The sequence below is a fragment of the Rhodococcus sp. AH-ZY2 genome (genome assembly GCF_030916465.1).
Taxonomy (GTDB): domain Bacteria; phylum Actinomycetota; class Actinomycetes; order Mycobacteriales; family Mycobacteriaceae; genus Rhodococcus; species Rhodococcus ruber.
The window spans coordinates 168,462-182,393 of record NZ_CP126458.1; the positions used below are offsets into that span (position 1 = coordinate 168,462).

The 13,932-nt window shown below is 70.4% G+C and carries 17 protein-coding genes; 8 read left to right on the forward strand and 9 right to left on the reverse strand.

Annotated elements, in window-relative coordinates:
- The first annotated feature begins 18 nt into the window (after window positions 1–18).
- The 4 genes from QNA09_RS01585 to QNA09_RS01600 all read left to right on the forward strand — a co-directional run bounded on the left by QNA09_RS01585 (window position 19) and on the right by QNA09_RS01600 (window position 3,891).
- Complete coding sequence (locus QNA09_RS01585) at window positions 19–1,242, forward strand: acyl-CoA dehydrogenase family protein (RefSeq protein WP_238424110.1); 1,224 nt, start codon at window positions 19–21, stop codon at window positions 1,240–1,242.
- Window positions 1,239–2,039 carry an SDR family oxidoreductase gene (locus tag QNA09_RS01590; protein WP_010594485.1) on the forward strand — a complete coding sequence of 267 codons (801 nt, stop codon included), beginning with the start codon at window positions 1,239–1,241 and terminating at the stop codon, window positions 2,037–2,039. Before QNA09_RS01585 ends, QNA09_RS01590 begins: the two co-directional genes overlap by 4 nt.
- Window positions 2,040–2,105: 66 nt before the next feature.
- Window positions 2,106–2,708: a TetR/AcrR family transcriptional regulator gene (locus tag QNA09_RS01595; RefSeq protein WP_040273853.1), complete on the forward strand. Its 603-nt coding sequence runs from the start codon at window positions 2,106–2,108 to the stop codon at window positions 2,706–2,708.
- A 34-nt stretch (window positions 2,709–2,742) separates the two neighbouring features.
- Complete coding sequence (locus QNA09_RS01600; RefSeq protein WP_010594483.1) at window positions 2,743–3,891, forward strand: acetyl-CoA C-acetyltransferase; 1,149 nt, start codon at window positions 2,743–2,745, stop codon at window positions 3,889–3,891.
- Between the two features lie 67 nt (window positions 3,892–3,958).
- Here QNA09_RS01600 and QNA09_RS01605 read toward each other — a convergent pair whose 3' ends face one another.
- Window positions 3,959–4,363, reverse strand: a complete 405-nt coding sequence (locus QNA09_RS01605) for a hypothetical protein (protein ID WP_059174934.1) — start codon at window positions 4,361–4,363, stop codon at window positions 3,959–3,961.
- 68 nt (window positions 4,364–4,431) lie between these two features.
- Window positions 4,432–5,829: a cytochrome P450 gene (locus tag QNA09_RS01610; protein WP_010594481.1), complete on the reverse strand. Its 1,398-nt coding sequence runs from the start codon at window positions 5,827–5,829 to the stop codon at window positions 4,432–4,434.
- A gap of 88 nt (window positions 5,830–5,917) precedes the next feature.
- On the opposite strand from QNA09_RS01610, the gene QNA09_RS01615 reads away from it, so the two are divergent.
- On the forward strand, window positions 5,918–6,502 hold the full coding sequence (locus QNA09_RS01615) for a TetR/AcrR family transcriptional regulator (protein WP_017680971.1): 585 nt from the start codon (window positions 5,918–5,920) through the stop codon (window positions 6,500–6,502).
- Window positions 6,503–6,525: 23 nt separating this feature from the next.
- The gene (locus QNA09_RS01620; RefSeq protein ID WP_003935852.1) at window positions 6,526–6,795 is read left to right on the forward strand and encodes a DUF2277 domain-containing protein; all 270 of its coding nucleotides are present in this window, start codon (window positions 6,526–6,528) and stop codon (window positions 6,793–6,795) included.
- A 19-nt stretch (window positions 6,796–6,814) separates the two neighbouring features.
- Here QNA09_RS01620 and QNA09_RS01625 read toward each other — a convergent pair whose 3' ends face one another.
- Entirely contained in the window at window positions 6,815–7,234 is a 420-nt protein-coding gene (locus QNA09_RS01625; protein ID WP_308072170.1) for a LuxR C-terminal-related transcriptional regulator, read from the reverse strand.
- Window positions 7,235–7,471: 237 nt separating this feature from the next.
- Here QNA09_RS01625 and QNA09_RS01630 point away from each other — a divergent pair, with 237 nt between their 5' ends.
- Complete coding sequence (locus tag QNA09_RS01630; RefSeq protein ID WP_234574923.1) at window positions 7,472–8,104, forward strand: NmrA family protein; 633 nt, start codon at window positions 7,472–7,474, stop codon at window positions 8,102–8,104.
- Here the strand turns inward: QNA09_RS01630 and QNA09_RS01635 are convergent.
- The 4 genes from QNA09_RS01635 to echA20 are packed head-to-tail and all read right to left on the reverse strand — an operon-like array spanning window position 8,065 to window position 11,597.
- Window positions 8,065–9,165 (reverse strand): nitronate monooxygenase family protein, encoded by a 1,101-nt coding sequence (locus QNA09_RS01635; protein WP_010594477.1) that lies wholly within the window; start codon window positions 9,163–9,165, stop codon window positions 8,065–8,067. The genes QNA09_RS01630 and QNA09_RS01635 overlap by 40 nt on opposite strands.
- Window positions 9,162–9,938, reverse strand: coding sequence for a cholesterol ring-cleaving hydrolase subunit IpdB (gene ipdB / locus QNA09_RS01640; RefSeq protein WP_102031113.1), 777 nt, complete (start codon window positions 9,936–9,938; stop codon window positions 9,162–9,164). The genes QNA09_RS01635 and ipdB overlap by 4 nt, the downstream gene beginning before the upstream one ends.
- On the reverse strand, window positions 9,935–10,816 hold the full coding sequence (gene ipdA, locus QNA09_RS01645) for a cholesterol ring-cleaving hydrolase subunit IpdA (RefSeq protein WP_199915384.1): 882 nt from the start codon (window positions 10,814–10,816) through the stop codon (window positions 9,935–9,937). Before ipdA ends, ipdB begins: the two co-directional genes overlap by 4 nt.
- A gap of 19 nt (window positions 10,817–10,835) precedes the next feature.
- Window positions 10,836–11,597: a (7aS)-7a-methyl-1,5-dioxo-2,3,5,6,7,7a-hexahydro-1H-indene-carboxyl-CoA hydrolase gene (gene echA20, locus QNA09_RS01650; RefSeq protein WP_010594473.1), complete on the reverse strand. Its 762-nt coding sequence runs from the start codon at window positions 11,595–11,597 to the stop codon at window positions 10,836–10,838.
- A 149-nt stretch (window positions 11,598–11,746) separates the two neighbouring features.
- Between echA20 and QNA09_RS01655 the strand changes: the two genes are divergently transcribed.
- Window positions 11,747–12,661, forward strand: coding sequence for an SDR family oxidoreductase (locus tag QNA09_RS01655; RefSeq protein WP_017680976.1), 915 nt, complete (start codon window positions 11,747–11,749; stop codon window positions 12,659–12,661).
- A gap of 58 nt (window positions 12,662–12,719) precedes the next feature.
- On the opposite strand, the gene QNA09_RS01660 is transcribed toward QNA09_RS01655, so the two are convergent.
- Both QNA09_RS01660 and QNA09_RS01665 read right to left on the reverse strand, forming a co-directional pair.
- Window positions 12,720–13,379, reverse strand: a complete 660-nt coding sequence (locus QNA09_RS01660; RefSeq protein ID WP_010594471.1) for a GNAT family N-acetyltransferase — start codon at window positions 13,377–13,379, stop codon at window positions 12,720–12,722.
- Window positions 13,380–13,458: 79 nt separating this feature from the next.
- A complete protein-coding gene (locus QNA09_RS01665; protein ID WP_010594470.1) occupies window positions 13,459–13,932 on the reverse strand; it encodes a nitroreductase family deazaflavin-dependent oxidoreductase in 474 nt (157 codons plus the stop codon).

The following is a 13,932-nucleotide window of genomic DNA, read 5'->3' on the forward strand; positions in this document are numbered from 1 at the left end:
GTAGGTTATCGTACAGACGTGCATGAGAGCGAGAGACTGGACGACACGGGTTTGGCCGACACCGAATTCGCCGCGACCGTCCGCCGGTGGCTGGAGGAGAACCTGACCGGCGAGTTCGCCGCGCTCAGAGGCAAGGGCGGACCGGGTAGCGAGCACGAGTTCTTCGAGGAACGTCTGGCCTGGGACCGGCACCTCGCCGCCGCCGGATGGACCTGCATCGGCTGGCCCACCGAGCACGGTGGCCGCGGTGCGACCCTCGAGCAGCAGGTGATCTTCCACGAGGAGTACGCCAGGGCGAACGCACCGGCGCGGGTGAACCACCTCGGCGAGGAACTGCTCGGCCCCACCCTCGTCGCCTTCGGCACCGAGGAACAGAAGCGCCGCTTCCTGCCCGGGATCCGCAACGTCACCGAACTGTGGGCGCAGGGCTACTCCGAGCCCGGCGCGGGCTCCGACCTGGCCAACGTCTCCACCACCGCCCGGCTCGAGGACGGCAAGTGGGTGATCAACGGCCAGAAGGTGTGGACGTCGCTCGCGCACGTCGCGCAGTGGGCGTTCGTGGTGTGCCGCACCGAACCCGGCTCGACCCGGCACCACGGCCTGAGCTTCCTGCTCGTGCCGCTCGATCAGCCGGGCGTGACGGTCCGGCCCATCCAGCAGCTCACCGGCACCTCCGAGTTCAACGAGGTCTTCTTCGACGACGCCGTCACCGACGCCGACCTCGTCGTCGGTGCTCCCGGCGACGGCTGGAAGGTCGCGATGGGCCTGCTCACCTTCGAGCGGGGAGTGTCGACCCTCGGCCAGCAGATCGGCTTCGCCCGGGAGCTGCAGAGCATCGCCGATCTCGCGGTCGCGACCGGTGCGGCCGACGACCCGCACATCCGCGAACGGATCGCCCGCGCCCGGATCGGTCTGCGCGTCATGCGGGCCCACGCCGTGCGCACCCTCGGCGACGCCGACCCCGGCCAGGCGTCGGTGGCGAAGCTGCTGTGGGCCAACTGGCATCGCGACCTCGGCGCCCTGGCAATGGACGTGCAGGGGCCTGCCTCGCTCACCGGACCGGACCACGACCACGCCGGCATCCCGTCGGTGCTCTCGGACCCCGAGCACCTCGAGCTCGCCGAATGGCAGCGGCTGTTCCTGTTCACCCGCGCCGACACCATCTACGGCGGATCCAACGAGATCCAGCGCAACATCATCGCCGAGCGCGTGCTCGGCCTTCCCCGAGAGGCCCGTCCGTGACCACTTCCCCCCTCGCCACCCCGCCCGTCGAGACCCCGGGCCACGGCCTGCTGAGCGGCAAGAAGGTCGTCGTCACCGCCGCCGCCGGCACGGGCATCGGGTTCGCGACCGCCCGTCGCGCCCTGCTCGAGGGCGGCGACGTGCTCGTCTCCGACTTCCACGAGCGCCGGCTCGGGGAGACGGTCGACAAGCTCGCCGCCGAGTTCCCGTCGCAGCAGGTGGAGTCCGTCGTGTGCGACGTCTCCTCGACCGAGCAGGTCGATGCGCTGATCACCGGGGCCGCCGAGCGACTCGGGCGCATCGACGTGCTGGTCAACAACGCCGGCCTCGGCGGCGAGACCCCCGTCGTCGACATGACCGACGAGCAGTGGGACCGCGTCCTCGACATCACCCTCACCAGCACCTTCCGTGCGACGCGCGCGGCGCTGCGCTACTTCCGGTCGGCCGACCACGGCGGCGTCCTCGTCAACAACGCCTCCGTGCTCGGGTGGCGCGCGCAGCACTCGCAGGCGCACTACGCGGCCGCCAAGGCCGGCGTGATGGCGCTGACCCGCTGCTCGGCGATCGAGGCCGCCGAGTACGGGGTCCGGATCAACGCCGTCGCGCCGTCGATCGCGCGGCACGCCTTCCTCGCGAAGGTCACCAGCGAGGAACTGCTCGACCGGCTCGCCGCCGACGAGGCGTACGGGCGGGCCGCGGAGGTCTGGGAGATCGCCGCGACCATCGCCATGCTCGCCAGCGACTACACCACGTACCTGACCGGTGAGGTCGTCTCGATCTCGTCGCAGCGGGCCTGACCCGTGCGCGGTTCCGGTAGCGGCCGCTACCGAAACCGCGCACGGCAGCCCTGAAAGGATGCCTTCATGACTCCTCCCAGAGACGATGCCACCAAGTCCGGGCGTCGGGCCGAGCTGCTCGACATCGCCGCGGAACTGTTCGCCTCGCGCGGGGTGCGTGCCACCACCGTGCGCGACATCGCCGACGCCGCAGGCATCCTGTCGGGCAGTCTCTACCACCATTTCGACTCCAAGGAGTCGATGGTCGACGAGATCCTGCGGGGATTTCTCGACGACCTGTTCGGTCGCTACCGCGAGATCGTCGCCTCGGGTTCGGACTCGCGTGCCACCCTCGAGGCGCTCATCACCGCGTCGTACGAGTCGATCGACAAGTCGCACGCCGCGGTCGCGATCTACCAGGACGAGGCCAAGCGGCTCGTGGAGAACGAGCGGTTCTCCTACATCTCCGAGCGCAACACCGAATTCCGCGACCTGTGGGTGGGGGTGATCGAGCGCGGCATCGCCGACGGCACGTTCCGGCCGGACGTCGACGTCGAACTCGTCTTCCGGTTCCTGCGCGACACCGTGTGGGTGGCCGTGCGCTGGTATCGGCCCGGTGGCACCCTCACCGCCGACAAGGTGGCCCAGCAGTACCTGTCCATCGTGCTCGACGGACTTGCCAATCCCTGAACCGACTTTTCCCGGAACCGACTAGGAGTCCCTCATGACCGAGGCATACATCGTCGACGCGGTACGCACCCCGATCGGCAAGAAGAACGGCGGCCTGTCCGCCGTCCACCCCGCCGACCTGGGCGCGCACGTGATCAAGGCGATCGTGGACCGCACCGGCATCGACCCGAGCGACGTCGACGACGTCGTCTTCGGCTGCGTCGACGCCATCGGCGGTCAGGCCGGCAACATCGCCCGCACCTCGTGGCTCGCCGCCGGCTACCCGCAGCACGTCCCCGGCGTCACCGTCGACCGGCAGTGCGGGTCGAGCCAGCAGGCCCTGCACTTCGGTGCGCAGGCCATCCTGTCCGGCACCGCCGACCTCATCGTCGCCGGCGGCGTGCAGAACATGTCGCAGATCCCGATCTCGGCGGCGATGATCGTCGGGCAGCAGTACGGCTTCGACACCCCGTTCGGGGGTTCGACCGGCTGGACCGAGCGTTACGGCGATCAGGAGGTCTCGCAGTTCCGCGGTGCCGAGATGATCGCCGACAAGTGGGATCTCAGCCGTGAGGACCTCGAGCGCTGGGCGCTGCAGAGCCACGAGCGGGCCAAGGCGGCCATCGCCGAGGGCCGCTTCGAGGGCGAGATCGTCCCGCTCGGCGACGCCGCCGTCGACGAGGGGCCCCGCGAGACGAGCCTCGAGAAGATGGCGTCCCTCGCGACGCTCGTCGAGGGCGGCAGGCTCACCGCCGCCGTCGCCAGCCAGATCTCCGACGGTGCGTCGGCGGTGCTGCTCGCCTCCGACGAGGCCGTGCGCACGTACGGCCTGAAGCCTCGTGCACGGATCCATCACCTCAGCGCCCGCGGCGACGACCCGATCTTCATGCTCAGCGCGCCCATCCCGGCCACGCAGCACGCGCTGGCGAAGACCGGTCTGAGCATCGACGACATCGATCTGGTCGAGATCAACGAGGCCTTCGCCCCCGTCGTGCTGGCCTGGATCAAGGAGATCGGCGCAGACCCGGCCAAGGTCAACGTCAACGGCGGCGCCATCGCGCTGGGTCACCCGCTCGGCGCCACCGGCACCAAGCTGATGGCGACGCTGCTCAACGAGCTCGAGCGGCGCGAGGGCCGGTACGGGCTGCTGACGATCTGCGAGGGCGGCGGCACTGCGAACGTGACGATCATCGAGCGCGTGTAGCCGGGGCGGCTGCGCCGCCGGTGTGTCCTTTGGGCGGTCAGGGCAACCCAAAGGACGCACCGGCGCGTCAGCGCAGGGTCGGGTCGGTGACGCGGTCGCTGCTGCCGGCGGTGCGGAACGCATGGTCCGCGAGATCGGCGAGCGGATCGGCGGGCAGGACGTGGACGATCTGCTGGTGGACGACGCCGCCGTCCGGGCACCAGACGACCACCCGCCGGGGCCCGGGCGCCACCTGATGGGCGACCATCGACCCGGACGGCTCGAGAGGCAGACTGCGGGTGTTCCCGTCCGCGTCCGGATCGACGCGGCAGCTCTCCGGGTGGACGGGCACGCCGTGCACCGTCACCTTCACCCGCTCGCGGCCCGCGACGACGTCGGCGGTGGCGGTCGCGTGGGCCGTGGCCGGAACAACCACTGCCGCAACGATCGTGGACAACACCGCCGCCGTCGCACCTGCATACCCGAATCGCATGGCTTCTCCCTCCCGTGCGGGCCTCTCCCACCCGTCGGGCACAGCGTACGACACGGGCGGGCGGCCGCTCAGGACTTGAAGGACACCCGGGCGTGCAGGCCCTCCGGCATGAGCGTGAGACGTTCGGCGACCTTCAGCCGGTAGCCGGGATCCATCGTCAGGTCGTACCGGCGCAACAGGGTTCCCAGCACGAGTGTTGCCTCGTGCAGCGCGAACTGCCGTCCGATGCAGGCGCGTTCTCCGGTGCCGAACGGCTTGTACACGTGCGCGGGGCGGGCCCGGACCCGTTCGGGCAGGAATCGGTCGGGGTCGAACTCGTCGGCGTCGTCGCCCCACACCGCGCGGTCCCGGTGCACCGCGGGCAGCAGCACGAGCACCCAGTCGCCGGCGCGCATCCGGTACCGGCCACCCAGGGTGGTGTCCGCCTTCGCTTCCCGCGCGTACGCGGGTGCGGTCGGCCACAGCCGCAGCGCCTCGTCGAGCACCCGGCGGACGTAGCGCAGCTTGGCGATCTGTTCGAAGGCGGGCTCGCCGTCGCCCCAGACCTCCTCGACCTCCGCCCGTGCCCGCGCGTAGGCCCGTGGGTCGCGCATCAGGTAGTACAGGGCGAACGACAAGGCGCCCGAGGTGGTTTCGTGTCCGGCGACGAGGAAGGTGAGCACCTGGTTGCGGATGTTGACGGGGTCGAGCCTGTGGGGATCGTCCTCGCGGGCCGCCCGCAGCATCAGCTCGAGCAGGTCGTCGGGGGCGGGGCCGGGCGCATCGCTCCTGCTGCGGATCACTGCGTCGACGACGTCGTGCATGTGCGCCCGGTCGAGGTCGTACTGCCGCTTGGCGGCGGGGAAGAGGAAGCGCCCGACGACGGGAACGGTGCGCAGCATGCTGCGCTGCGAGAACGACAGGCCGCCGACCATCGCCTCGACGAACGGGTGCCGCTCTTCGCGTTCGAACGGCTCGAACGAGTAGCTGAACCCGGTGCGGCCGATGGTCTCCAGGGTCAGCTTCGTCATGTCCGCGGCGACGTCGACGTCGCCGCCGCTGCGCGCCCGGCGGTCCCAGTGCGCGACGAGCTGAGCGGTGACGTCGAGCATCGTGGCGTGGTACCGGCGCATCGCCTGCTGCGTGAACGCCGGCATGAGCAGTTCGTGAGCGCGACGCCAGTTCGGTTCCTCGTTGTAGGCGGTGAACAGCCCGTCACCGCCGATCGCCCGCAGGGCCTCGACCCCCGGGGCGAGGTGCTTGGCGAAGCGCTTCTCGTCGGACAGCTCGGCGGTGAGTTCGCCGGAGCAGACGAACACGAAGCGACGGCCGAACGCCGTCCGCTCGAACACCGGGCCGAGGGCCTTGTGGGTGGCCATCGAGTTCTGCACCGGGGTCTTCAGCGACATGCCCAGGACGTCGCCGGCGAGGGGCAGGCGTTTCGGCGGGCGTGGAATTTCGGTGTCGAACACCCGCGACGTGGCCATGACCATGCTCCGACCCCCAGCTATTGAATCCGTGTACAGTAGCCACGCTACGCCGGGACGGACGTCTGTCAAGAACTAGATTGGATTCGTGGCCCAACCCCGCCGACGTCTCGATCCCGAGCAGCGCCGCGCGCAGCTGCTCGACATCGGCGCGCGTCTGTTCGCCGAGCGTGCCTACGACGACGTGTGGATCGAGGAGGTCGCCGAGCTCGCGGGGGTTTCACGTGGCCTGATGTACCACTACTTTCCGACCAAGCGAGACTTCATGGCGGCGGTCGTCCAACGCGAATCGGACCGGCTGCTCGCCGTCACCGAACCGGATCCGCGGCTCACCGTCGCCGAGCGTATCACCGCGGGCCTCGACGCCTACCTCGACTACGTCGCCTCGCACCGGCAGGGCGTCGCGGCGGTCAACCGGGCCGCGGACTCCGCCGACGCCGGCATCCGCGCGATCGTCGACGCCGAACTCGGCGTGCAGCAGGAGCGCATCCTCGACGCCCTCGCCCCGCCCGACGACGAACGCGAACTCGTCGCGGTGGCCGTGCAGGGCTGGATCGCCCTCGTCCGCAGCGTCTGCGTCGACTGGCACGATCACCCCGCCGTCACCGGCGAACAGCTACGGGAGCTGTGCCTGAACGCCCTGCGGGGCATGCTCGGCGGTCGCCTCGGCTGACGGTCCGGCGTTACCCTCGGTCCATGTGCCGGAACATCACGGAGCTGCGCGGGCTCGAGCCGGCAGCGACCGACGAGGAGATCGAGGCCGCCGCCCGTCAGTACGTGCGCAAGGTCAGCGGCGTCCACAAGCTGTCCGACGCCACCCGCGAACCGTTCGAGGAGGCCGTCGCCGAGGTCACGGCCGTCACCATGCGGCTGCTCGACCGGCTCCCGCCGCGCCGCCAGCCGCCGCCGACGGTGCCGCCGCTGCGCCGGCCGGAGGTGCAGGCGCGGATCGCAGCGCGCGGCTGAACCACGTCCTCGACGGGCCTCAGCCGGACGCCGGTGCCGTTCCCGCGGCACGGGCGTGGACCCAGGCAACCACCTGCGTGCGGGATCCGACCCCGAGTTTGCCCAGGATGTGCTCGACGTGCCCGTCGACCGTCCGGTGCGAGATCACGAGCTGATCCGCGATTTCCCGGTTGCTGAGGCCGCGGGCGACGAGTTCGGCCACCTCCGCTTCCCTGCGCGTCAACGGCGAGACGCCGGGCGCCGTGGTGACCGACTCCTCCGCAGGCGTTCCGAGGGCCGTGTCGACGGTCTGCTCGATCGTCAGTCGTGCCGGCGGTGTCGACAGGCGCGCGTACCGCTTCGGTCCGAGAGCCTGCCGGACCCGCTGCTTCCAGTGCGCGGAGTCGTTCGTGATGTGGGGACCGAAGGCGGCGACGGACGTGCCGAGTCGCTGCCACACCGCCTCGGCGGCACCGAGGAGCGCAGCAGACCGCTCGGTGCGACCGGCCGCTTCCGCGGACCACGCGAGGAGTTCGATCGACAGGGCCGTGCAGATCTTGTCCTTGAACTCACGCTGGATCCGCAGGGCCCGTTCCGCCGCGCCGACGACGTCGTCGACACGGCCGAGATGGAAGTAGGCCAGGCCCGAGACCCATAGGGCGTACCCGTCGTCGCGGGGTCCGGCGCGGTGTTCGTCATGGCGCCCGACGGCGTGCCGATCGCCGACGAGTTCGTGGAACTAGCGGTGGCAGAAGTAGTTTCACGGCTCGTGTTGCTGTCCAGCAAGGCGATCGACACGATGAACGACACGCGGCTGCTGGCCGCCGAACGCGCGGTCACCTCTGCGGGAGTGGAGTCGACAGTGGTCCGGGCGGACTGGTTCGATCAGAACTTCGACGAGGGCTTCCTGCGCGACGCTGTGCTCGCCGGCGACGTCGTGGTGCCGCTCGGCGACGTCCGGCAGGCGTTCAACGACGCCGAGGACATCGCCGCCGTCGCGGTGGTGGCTCCGACCGAGCCCGGTCATGCGGGTCGCACGTACGAGCTGAGCGGACCCGACGCGTTGTCGTTCGGGGAGGCGACGGCGATCGTCGCCCGCGAGTCGGGGCGGCCGGTGCGTTACCGCGGCGAGCCCGACGCCTACCTCGAGACCATGACCGGTTTCGGTCTGGACCGGGCGCAGGTGCTTGCCGAGATCGAGGCCTTCGAGGCGCTGCGGGCGACCGGCGACGTCACCCCGAACGACGTCGTCGCCGAGGTGACGGGCCGGCCACCGATCTCGTTCGAGACCTACGCGCGCGGCGCGGCGGCGCGCGGCGCCTGGGCCTGACCACGCAGCGCGGCCAGCGCGTCGATCCGCTCGACGGCCTCGGTGACGATGCGGTCGATCAGCTCCTGGCAGCTGGGCAGGTCGTCGAGCATGCCGACGACTTGCCCGGAGGCGAGCACACCGGCCTCGGTGTTGCCCTCGACGAGCCCGGCCTTGAGCAGCATGGGGGTGTTGGCCGCCATGATGATCTGCTGCCACGTGCGGTCGCTCGCCCGCTTCATCGCGATGCCGTCCTTGACGAGCGTCGACCACTTCATCCCGGTCATGGCCTTGAACTTGGCCGCGTTCCTGGCGGCGGCGGCGAGGCCCTTCGCGTAGCTGCCGCGTTCGAGGCTGTCCACGAGCTCGGTGTTGAGCACGCGGTGCGGCATGCCGTCGACCTTGACCGAGACCGTCGTGTCCTGCAGGCCCCGGCCCAGGTACTCCTGCTTCACCGAGTCGGGCACGGCGCTGTCGCTGGTGAGCAGGAACCGGGTGCCCATGGCGACGCCGGCCGCCCCGTAGGCGAGCGCCGCTGCCAGGCCCCGGCCGTCGAAGAACCCGCCGGCCGCGACGACCGGGATGTCGACGGCGTCGAGCACGCTCGGCAGCAGCAGCGTGGTGGCCACCGGTCCGGTGTGCCCGCCGCCTTCGCCGCCCTGCACGATCACCGCGTCGGCGCCCCACGAGGCAACCTTCACCGCGTGCTTCGCGGCGCCGATGGACGGGATCACCACGACGCCGTGATCCTTGAGCTCGGCGATCAGTTCCTTCCTGGGCGCGAGCGCGAAGGACGCGACCTTGACGTTCTCGCGGATGAGCAGGTCGATGCGCTGGGCGGCGTCGGACGCATCGGCCCGGATGTTCACGCCGAAGGGCTTGTCCGTCGCCGCCTTCGTCTTCGCGACGGCGACCTCGAGTTCCTCGTACGTCATCGTCGCCGACGCCAGGATGCCGAGGCCACCCGCGTTGGAGGTGGCGGCGGTCAGCCGGGGGCCGGACACCCAGCCCATGCCGGTCTGGACGATCGGATGCTCGATGCCGACCAGGTCGGTCAGGGCCGTCGTCAGGCGCGGACTCATACCGCGACCTCCCGGTCTCGCAGCCCACGCGGATCGAGGACCTCACGGATCAGGCGCAGTTCCTCGGCGGTGGGCTCCCGGGTGAGGCCGGCCTCGTCGAGGCCCGCCACCTCGAAGGAGGTGTTCTCGGCGACCTGCTCGGCGGTGACCCCGGGGTGCAGGGTCAGCGCCCGGAACGTGTGGCCGGGACCGCCGAAGTCGAACGAGCCGAGGTTGGTGACGACCCGGTGCAGGTGCAGGAACCGGAACGCCGGGTTGGCCGGATCGACCTTGTCGTAGCCGACACCCGAGACGATGTCGACCTTGTCGCAGAACACGCGCGTGTTGTGCTTGCCGACCCAGTAGCTCGTCGCGTGGTTGATGGTGTTGCCGGGGGCGCCGCGCACGCCGAACATCTGCCGGGTGGGGTGCTGCAGCGGGCCGAACGCCGACAGGTTCTGGTTGCCGTGCCGGTCGATCTGGTTGGCGCCCATCACGACGTGGCGTCGGCCGGAGGCGACGACGTCGAACACCTTGCGGAACGGCATCCAGCCCTCGATCGGGCCTTTCGCGCCGACGGCGGGGGTCTCCGCGAGGATCAGGGCCTCGCCGTCGGTGATGAGCAGGTCCGGTTCGGTGGTCAGCCGGGCGAGGCGGGCGCCGATGAGCGGCAGGGTCGCCATCGGGCTGGCCATGATCTCGCCGGCGCCGGCGAAGATCTCGGCGCAGGCGATGGCGCAGTACTCGGCGCGGGTCACCGTGCCGGAGGTCGCCGGGGTGGTCGTCTCGGTCATGCCTGCTCCTCGCTGAAGGCCTGCACTGCGGCCTGGTAGTCGTCCTCGCTGCCGGAGAGGAACCGGTCGACGAACCCCTGCCACGTCTGCGGGTCCTTCGCCGATTCGGCGTAGTGGCGCTGGAACTTCTCGTCGCGGCCGTAACTGTCGCCGGCAAGGGTGAAGTGGGCGCCGTTCGGTGCCTCGACGACCCCGTCGACCATCATGCGGTTGAGGACGAGGGACTGCAGCGGAACGGATTTGACGAGCTCCTCGGTCTCGACGATGCGTTCGACCGAGACGAACCGCTTCTCGGCGGCCAGGCAGTACAGGTCGTCGAAGTAGGGGTCGACGCCGGTGTAGGCGGCGTTGCCGTGCGCATCGCCGATGTTCAGATGCACCAGGGCCGCATCGAGATTCAGCGCCGGCATCGCGATCAGCGTCTCGGCCTCGCCCGACTCGCCGGGGTACGGCGAGGTGACGGTCTGCAGCTCGCCTTCCCAGAAGTCGACGACGGCCGAGCCCAGGCCGGCGCGGATCGGCAGGAACGGCAGCCGCGCGGCGGCCGCCTCGAGGCCGCACTTGACCATGCCCTCGTCCATCTCCCGCGCGACGATCTCCCCGTTCGTGCGGGCCTTGGCGAACCACGGGTCGTAGAACGGGGCCGAGTCGAGGGAGACGAACCCGTAGTACGCCTTCTTCACCTTCCCGGCCGAGCACAGCAGGCCCAGGTCCGGGCCCCCGTAGGTCACGACCGTCAGGTCCGTCAGATCCGAGCGCAGGATCGCGCGGACGAGCGCCATCGGCTTGCGCCGCGACCCCCAGCCGCCGATGCCGATCGTCATGCCGCTGCGCAGCTCGCCGACCACGTCGTCGAGCGACATCCTCTTGTCACGCATGGTGTTTCATGTCTCCTGGTCAGTGGTTGGCGCGCGGTTTGCCGGTGGCGACGAACTCGTCCCGGTGCTCGTCCGCGACGCCCGCGAGGTTGAGTTCGAAGGTGAAGCCCTGCTCGAAGCGGTAGCTGTCCTTCACGTCCACCGGGTCGATGCCGTTGATGGCTTCCTTGGCGCAGCGGATGACGCGGGTGTCCTTCGCCGCGATCTTCCCGGCGATCTCGCGGGCCGTGGCGTCGAGTTCGGCGCGCGGGACCACCTTGTAGACGGAACCGAAGTGCTCGAGCTGCTGGGCCGTGACGTTCTGCGCCGTGTAGTAGAGGGTGCGCATCATGTGCTGCGGCACGAGCCGGGCGAGGTGGGTGGCGGCGCCGAGCGCGCCGCGGTCCACCTCGGGCAGGCCGAAGACGGCGTCGTCGGAGGCGACGATGACGTCGGCGTTGCCGACGAGACCTATTCCGCCGCCGACGCAGAAGCCGTTCACGGCGACCACGACGGGCACGGCGCAGTCGTAGACGGCGGCGAAGGCGGCGGCGCAGCCGCGGTTGGCGGCGATGAGGGCGTCGTGCCCGTCGGTGGCCTGCATCTCCTTGATGTCGACGCCGGCATTGAAGCCGCGGCCCTCCGCGCGCAGGATCACCACGTGCGTGGCCGGATCCTTGCCTGCGGCGAGGACCGCGTCGGCCAGTTCGAACCACCCCTGGGAGGGGATGGCGTTCACAGGCGGGTAGTCGACGGTGACCGTGGTGATGCCCGCGCCGTCGGTGGTCGAGGTGATGCCCATGGCAGGTTCCTAACGTCTGTACCGAACCAAGCGATTGCTTGGTAAGTTAGCACATGCGGGGCGAAGACCCCAGGGAGCGGAATCGTGGAGGCGGGGCGAGCGTGTCGCCCGAATTCCGCGACAACGACATCTATTCGAGGAGAAGACAAGTGAGTGGACTGGTCAACGGGCGCGTCGTGATCGTCACCGGCGCGGGGCGCGGTATCGGACGGGCCCACGCGCTGGCGTTCGCCGCCGAGGGGGCGAAGGTCGTGGTCAACGACATCGGGGCCGGCGCGGACGGTTCCGCGACGGGGGAGAGCCCCGCGGAGCAGGTCGTCGCGGAGATCCGGGCGGCCGGCGGCGAGGCCGTCGTCAACGGTGACGACGTCGCCGACTGGGCCGGCGCGCAGAACCTGGTGCAGACGGCCCTGGACACCTTCGGGCGGCTCGACGTCCTGGTCAACAACGCCGGATTCCTGCGGGATCGCATGCTCGCCAACATGAGCGAGGAGGAATGGGATGCGGTGATCCGGGTGCATCTGAAGGGCCACTTCGCTCCGATGCGGCACGCGATGGCGTACTGGCGCGGGGAGGCGAAGGCCGGCAACCCGGTCGACGCCCGCATCGTCAACACCAGCTCGGGTGCCGGCCTGATGGGCAGCATCGGCCAGGGCAACTACGCCGCCGCGAAGGCGGGGATCGCCACCCTCACGATCCAGGCGGCCGCGGAGTTCGCGCGCTACGGCGTCACCGTCAATGCGATCGCGCCGGCCGCGCGGACCCGCATGACCGTGGGCGCGGGCGGGGCGATGGCCGAGTCGATGGCCGCCCCCGAGGACGGGTTCGACGCGATGGCCCCGGAGAACGTCTCACCGCTGGTGGTGTGGCTCGGCAGCGCCGAGTCCAAGGAGGTCACGGGCCGGGTGTTCGAGGTGGAGGGCGGCAAGGTCTCCGTCGCCGACGGCTGGCGGCACGGAGAGGCGATCGACAAGGGCGAGCGCTGGGATCCGAAGGAACTCGGCCCGGTGGTGGAGAAGCTGATCGCGCGCAGCGAGCCCCCGACCCCGGTCTACGGGGCCTGACCGGCCGTGCGCGCTTTCGGTAGCGCCCGCTACCGAAAGCGCGCACGGGTGGGGGCGACTATGCGGGCGAACGGACGATGATGGTGGTGCCGGGGAAGTACGCGGCCAGCTCGGTGCGGGCGTGCTTGAGGGTCGCGGTGCCGTAGCCCTGCTTGCGCAGCTCCGGGTGGACCCAGATCGCGACGTCGACCTCGTGGCCCTGGAGCTCACCGAACGCGAAACCGACCGGCTTGGGGTCGGTGCCGGACAGGTCCTCGGCGACCAGCCACACCGCGGACTCGTCGTCGATGCGCGACAGGCCGGCGGCGCGTTCCTGCTCGACCCGCTCCTCGCCGGCGTCGCCGAGCTGCTCCTCGCACCGCGCGCGGAACAGCTCGCGGTCCCGATCGCTGTTGCTGAACTGACGCAGCCGGAAGTGGGCACCGGTGGCGTACGGACGTTCGGCGGGCGTCCACTTCAGCACCGCGTCGAGGTCGTCGAGTTCCTCCCGGATCTTCTTCCGCTCCGCCTTGGTCAGCCGCCGGAACGGAAGGTTGAGCACCGCTTCGGCGCACGACTCGTTCGTGTCGAGCAGCCGCGCGACGGTCGTGACCGCCTCGGCCCGGTCGTCGCTCTCGACGATGGCATCGAGGACCTCGTGCCGGCGTTCGAGCGCGCGCAGCAGTGCGGCGGCGATCTCCCGCTTGTCGAGTACGCGGTCGTGGTTGGCGGTTGTCATCGGGTGACATCCCTTCTCGAGAGCAGCTCGACCGGGCACCCCACTGGTTCGTGCCCGGCCGTGCCGGCTCCCGCGAAGATCACTCGCACACCACCACCGGGATGACCCGATCCGTCCAGGACTGATAATTGTCGAAATCCGCGTACATCGCCACCAGCCGCGGCCAGTAGTGCGACCGCTCCTCGGGCGTCGCCACCCGCGCCGTCATCTGCCGCACCCGCGAGCGCACCTGCACGGTCACCCGCGGATCGGCGCGGATGTTGCGGAACCACAGCGGGTGCTGAGGCAGGCCGCCCTGGGATGCGACGAGCACCACCCGCTCGCCGTCCTCGAGGAACAGCAGGGGGACGGTCCGTGGCTGCCCGGTCTTGCGGCCCGTGGTGGTGAGCAGGCAGACGGGGATGCCCCACGGGAAGGCGCTGCCCACCCGCCACTTTCCACCGATCCGGCCCCCGGTGGCCTTGTAGGCCGCCACGTTGGCGCGCGACATCCACTTGATGACCGGCACCGTCCACTTCGAGTCGAGGCCCTTCGGCGCGGCGGCTGCGCTCAT

What these genes read in the sequence shown, in the direction of transcription:
- QNA09_RS01595 (WP_040273853.1), top strand. Translation starts at nt 2,106, where the DNA reads ATGACTCCTCCCAGAGACGATGCCACCAAGTCCGGGCGTCGGGCCGAG.
- QNA09_RS01600 (WP_010594483.1), top strand. Translation starts at nt 2,743, where the DNA reads ATGACCGAGGCATACATCGTCGACGCGGTACGCACCCCGATCGGCAAG.
- QNA09_RS01605 (WP_059174934.1), bottom strand. Translation starts at nt 4,363, where the DNA reads ATGCGATTCGGGTATGCAGGTGCGACGGCGGCGGTGTTGTCCACGATC.
- QNA09_RS01610 (WP_010594481.1), bottom strand. Translation starts at nt 5,829, where the DNA reads ATGGCCACGTCGCGGGTGTTCGACACCGAAATTCCACGCCCGCCGAAA.
- QNA09_RS01620 (WP_003935852.1), top strand. Translation starts at nt 6,526, where the DNA reads ATGTGCCGGAACATCACGGAGCTGCGCGGGCTCGAGCCGGCAGCGACC.
- QNA09_RS01630 (WP_234574923.1), top strand. Translation starts at nt 7,472, where the DNA reads ATGGCGCCCGACGGCGTGCCGATCGCCGACGAGTTCGTGGAACTAGCG.
- QNA09_RS01635 (WP_010594477.1), bottom strand. Translation starts at nt 9,165, where the DNA reads ATGAGTCCGCGCCTGACGACGGCCCTGACCGACCTGGTCGGCATCGAG.
- ipdB (WP_102031113.1), bottom strand. Translation starts at nt 9,938, where the DNA reads ATGACCGAGACGACCACCCCGGCGACCTCCGGCACGGTGACCCGCGCC.
- ipdA (WP_199915384.1), bottom strand. Translation starts at nt 10,816, where the DNA reads ATGCGTGACAAGAGGATGTCGCTCGACGACGTGGTCGGCGAGCTGCGC.
- echA20 (WP_010594473.1), bottom strand. Translation starts at nt 11,597, where the DNA reads ATGGGCATCACCTCGACCACCGACGGCGCGGGCATCACCACGGTCACC.
- QNA09_RS01660 (WP_010594471.1), bottom strand. Translation starts at nt 13,379, where the DNA reads ATGACAACCGCCAACCACGACCGCGTACTCGACAAGCGGGAGATCGCC.
- QNA09_RS01665 (WP_010594470.1), bottom strand. Translation starts at nt 13,932, where the DNA reads ATGAGCGCAGCCGCCGCGCCGAAGGGCCTCGACTCGAAGTGGACGGTG.